This is a genomic window from Mesorhizobium sp. M4A.F.Ca.ET.050.02.1.1, assembly GCF_003997725.1.
In the GTDB taxonomy this organism is placed as follows: domain Bacteria; phylum Pseudomonadota; class Alphaproteobacteria; order Rhizobiales; family Rhizobiaceae; genus Mesorhizobium.
In genome coordinates, this window is the sequence record NZ_RZSG01000556.1 from 1 (window position 1) to 4,037 (window position 4,037).

General features: G+C 64.3%; 5 protein-coding genes and 1 pseudogene. 2 read left to right on the top strand and 4 right to left on the bottom strand.

Annotated elements, in window-relative coordinates; translation table 11 throughout:
* Positions 1–189 (top strand): annotated as a pseudogene (locus EOA33_RS26755) (hypothetical protein); the annotation flags it as partial.
* Between the two features lie 55 nt (positions 190–244).
* On the opposite strand, the gene EOA33_RS26760 reads toward EOA33_RS26755, so the two are convergent.
* From EOA33_RS26760 to EOA33_RS26775, 4 genes are all read right to left on the bottom strand, one after another.
* Entirely contained in the window at positions 245–457 is a 213-nt protein-coding gene (locus EOA33_RS26760) for a hypothetical protein (protein ID WP_126054805.1), read from the bottom strand.
* 271 nt (positions 458–728) lie between these two features.
* On the bottom strand, positions 729–1,124 hold the full coding sequence (locus EOA33_RS26765) for a GFA family protein (RefSeq protein ID WP_127407004.1): 396 nt from the start codon (positions 1,122–1,124) through the stop codon (positions 729–731).
* Between the two features lie 178 nt (positions 1,125–1,302).
* Complete coding sequence (locus tag EOA33_RS26770; protein WP_127407005.1) at positions 1,303–2,256, bottom strand: alpha/beta hydrolase; 954 nt, start codon at positions 2,254–2,256, stop codon at positions 1,303–1,305.
* An 89-nt stretch (positions 2,257–2,345) separates the two neighbouring features.
* Complete coding sequence (locus EOA33_RS26775) at positions 2,346–2,594, bottom strand: ParB N-terminal domain-containing protein (protein ID WP_126054808.1); 249 nt, start codon at positions 2,592–2,594, stop codon at positions 2,346–2,348.
* Positions 2,595–2,744: 150 nt separating this feature from the next.
* Between EOA33_RS26775 and EOA33_RS26780 the strand changes: the two genes are divergently transcribed.
* A partial coding sequence (locus tag EOA33_RS26780) for a N,N-dimethylformamidase beta subunit family domain-containing protein (RefSeq protein WP_127407006.1) occupies positions 2,745–4,037 on the top strand: 1,293 nt, incomplete at its 3' end.

Consider the following 4,037-nt stretch of genomic DNA (forward strand, 5'->3'; position numbering starts at 1 on the left):
CTCGACGCAGTGCTTGGCGAAGCGCTGGTCCGCGACGGCCTGGCGGCCGGCGCGAAACTGTTCGTCGCCGACATCGAGGCGCCGCATGAGGAGCGCGACGGACCCGCCTATCGCAACTATGCCCGCCTTGGCTTCCGGATCGCATATTTCCGCAGCCATTACAGCTATTTGCCGGCTGCCTCGAATTAAGCAGCTAGGCTTGTTTCCGGACGGAAGACCGCTTCACACTCTTGCTGGAATTGCTTTAGACCCGCAGCCATTGCCGGAAGCAGTTCTTGGCGACCATGTGGGCCGGCGGCACCATCGGCTGGCCGGCGCGCATGTCGTCAGCCGCGCTGCCGCGAGCCCTCTCGAGCAGGGTGCGAAGCTCGGCTGGCTGCACGCGGTCGCGCTCCATCACGAGCCGGACCATCGGGTCGTTCAAAAGCTCGTCCAGGGTGTTGATGCTCTCGCTCATCCGTCGCCTCCTCGAATGCCGGCCCGCGCACGATAGATAGGCAGCCAATGATGGCCCGCCAATGACGCTTTGCCGGCTATGTCGTGAATCGAAGATGAAATTTTTGTGCAGGCGCTTCCCCTTCTCCCACCAGGGAGAAGGTGGATCGGCGCGCAGCGCCGAGACGGTTGAGGGGTGCAGGAAGGATGAGACGTCGGCGTCTTCTGGAACACCCCTCATCCGACCGAGATTCGCTCGGCCACCTTCTCCCACAAGGGGTGAAGGTAAAACTCTACCCGGGTGGCAGGCCCTCATATTGCGGCAGGCCGTCGTCCAACCGCACCCAGGGCTGCTTCGAGGCCGTCCAGAAATGCATGTCGGGCTTGAACAGGGAAGGATCGTCGAGCGAGCCGGAGGTGATGCCAAGAATACCTCTGGAATCGCGCCTGGAAAACAGCGTCGCACCGCAGGCCGCGCAAAAGCTGCGCTTGAGGTCCGGCGAGGAGTTGACCGTCGCCACCTCGCCCTCGACGGTCACGTCGTCGATGCTAAACAGCAGCCGCGCGTTAAAGGCCGCGCCGATCGCCTTCTGGCAGATCCGGCAATGGCAGACGCGTTCGTTGATCGGCGCCACCTCGGCGCGGTAGCGCACCGCTCCGCACAGGCAGCCGCCCTGATATTTCGTCATCGCCGGTATCCGTTCGCTCGGTAAGAATGCCGGAACCGTAGCCGGGCGGGGAGCTGCGTCAATTGAAAAGCTTTTATGGGAAGCCATCGGTTGCGATGATGCGACCGGCAGAGATGGCAGCGCGTCCAAAAGCACGCGGCCGCCTCCAGGGAGACGGCCGCATGAGATTGCCGACCCGCTATTCGGTTGCGCCGAGCATCTCGTCCCAACTCTTCACCTTGGTCACGCCGTCGAGGAAGGGCAGTGCGGTGGCGGGCAGTTCCGGCGCGAAAAAGATGTCGTAGTGGGTGCGGTTGGGGATGATCGCCAGCCGGTTCTGCGACAGGTTCTCGCGCATCCAGCCGGCATCCTTCTGGCCACCGCCGAGCATCTGGAAGAACTTGATCTCGTGCTCGGGCTTGTACATGTCGCTGTCGCCATAGACGAGCATGACCGGCATTTTCAGCTTCGGCACATCGGCCGAGAAGTCGCGCTCGTTGCGCATGAAGGCGCCGAGCGTATCGAGCAGCCTAGGGAAATCGTCCGGATGCGGCGCCACGGCGACGTAGGATTTGTACATCGGCGTATCCTTCATGAACGGGGCCGCCGCCGCGCTCACCTGCGCCTGCTGCGGGCGCATCTCGTCGTAGAAGCCGTTGGTGGCATAGCCCGTCGACACCATCACCAGCCGGCGCACCGCCTCCGGGTGCTGGACAGCCATGCGGAAGGCGACGCCGCCGCCCAGCGAATAGCCCATGACGTCGACCCGGTCGTAGCCAAGCGCCTTGACGATCGCCGCCATGTCGTTGCCCATCGCTTCGACGCTGAACGGCCGCTCGCCAAGCGCCGTGCGGCCATGGCCCTGCAGATCGACGGCGATCACGGTGCGATGCGCGGCGAATTGCGGCAGGACCGGCGCGAACATATCGGTGGAGCCGAGGCCGCCATGCAGCAGCAGCAGCGGCTCGCCCTTGCCGTAGATGGCGTAGTAGTAATTCAGGCCGTCGATCGGCAGCAGGCCGGATTTCTCCGGCTTCGCAGCGGCTTTGGTGGCAGCGGTCATGGCAGGCTTTGTCTCCTCGGATTGTGCATTTGGCGCGGCAATCAGGGCCACGGCCGAAGCGAGCAGGGCGAAAAACAGGGTCTTGGGCATTTGGTCTCCTCCAGTTGTGCCCCAAGGACGCGACGGCAGAGCGCAAGCCGACATGGCCGCGAGAAAATTTGCAGCAGATGCGAAATTGGTCAGTGGCGCTTGGCCTGCACCAGATAGGCGTCGATCTCGGTCTCGCCCAGCCATTTGGCGGCTTCCAGCCGGTGCAGGCCTTCAACCAGAATGTGGCGCTTGCCGTCGTGGCGGACCTGGATCGGCATTTTCATACCGTTTTCGAGAATGTCCTCGGCCAGATGGCGGACCGTTTCCGGATGCAGCGTCTTACGCCGCGCGGCGGGCACGTAGATGTCGTCGACCTTGACCTTTTGCACGCGCAGCATCCTGGCTCCCGGCGCTGAAATGTCACCCCGACATGAGATAGTCTGTTTGCCGGATATGGCCAAGGGCAAGCACTTGCTGGCCCGATCGTTTCCATTTGACGCTTGGCCGGCCAATGGTCTCAATGGCGGCCTGTTGGTTTCAGGTGTTCATTGACGCGACTGCCGACCGAATTCCCCGATTTCGGGCTGACGCCCGAGCAGCGTCGCGAGGCGGTGCGCGGCCATTATTACGAATGGCCCGGCATGGACGGTGCGCGCGGCGAGATCTGGTGCTACAGCGACCGTTTTTCGTACCGGCCTGGCGAAACGGTGGCGTTGCATGTCAGCGTGACGGCGCCGCAATTCGGCATGAAGATTGTTCGCGACGGCGCCGCCGAAACACAGGTCTTCGAGAAAGCCGGCATCGCGGCGCGCTGGCAGGAGACGCCCGACCAATGTTCGGTCGAAGGCTGCGGCTGGGACGCCTCTTTCGAGTTCCGCGTCGGCGACGACTGGCCGTCCGGCGCTTATCGCGTCACGCTCACCGCCGAGGGCCGCAACGGCACGCCGATCCAAAGCCATCACCTCTTCATCGTCACGCCCCTGCCCGGCAGGAAACCCGGCCGTCTGCTGCAGGTCGCGGCGACAGGGACCTGGCTCGCCTACAACACCTGGGGCGGCTCCAACCACTATCAGGGCATCACCGGCCCGAACCGGGACCAATACGCGACGATGGTGTCGACGCAGCGTCCCTGGTGCCGCGGCTTCGTCGTGCTGCCGAAGGAGGCGCCGCGCGTGCCGCTGGAGGTCGCGGTGCCGCCGAAGACCGTGCCGCGATATCCGCACATGGAATGGGCTTTCGCCACCGGCCATTCGAAGAAATACGCCTCCTCAGGCTGGGCGAGCTACGACAGCCATTTCTTCCGTTTCGCCGAGCGCGCCGGCTACGCGGTCGACCTTACCAGCCAGCACGAGCTGCATTTTTCGCCCGACATCCTCGACGGCTATGACTGCGTCGTCTTTGTCGGCCATGACGAATACTGGACCTGGGAGATGCGCGATGCGGTTGACGCCTATGTCGAGCGTGGCGGCCACGCGGCGCGCTTTGCTGGCAATTTCATGTGGCAGACTAGGCTGGAGGACGAAGGCCGCCGGCAGGTCTGCTACAAATACCGGGCGCGGGCCGAGGATCCCGCCTATCGCGGCGACGTCACCCGCGCCACCAATTCCTGGGAAGCGCCGGAGATCGGCCGGCCGGGTTCTGCAACCTTCGGCCTCAATGCCACCAGGGGCGTCTATGCCGGCTGGGGCGGCTGCGCGCCGCGCGGCGTGCGCGGCTTCCCCGTCTACCGCCCCGAGCACTGGGCCTTCGGCGGGACCGGCATCTACTATGGCGACCTGCTTGGCGCCGACAGCCACGTCTACGGCTATGAGGTCGATGGGCTCGATTTCGAGATCCGCGGC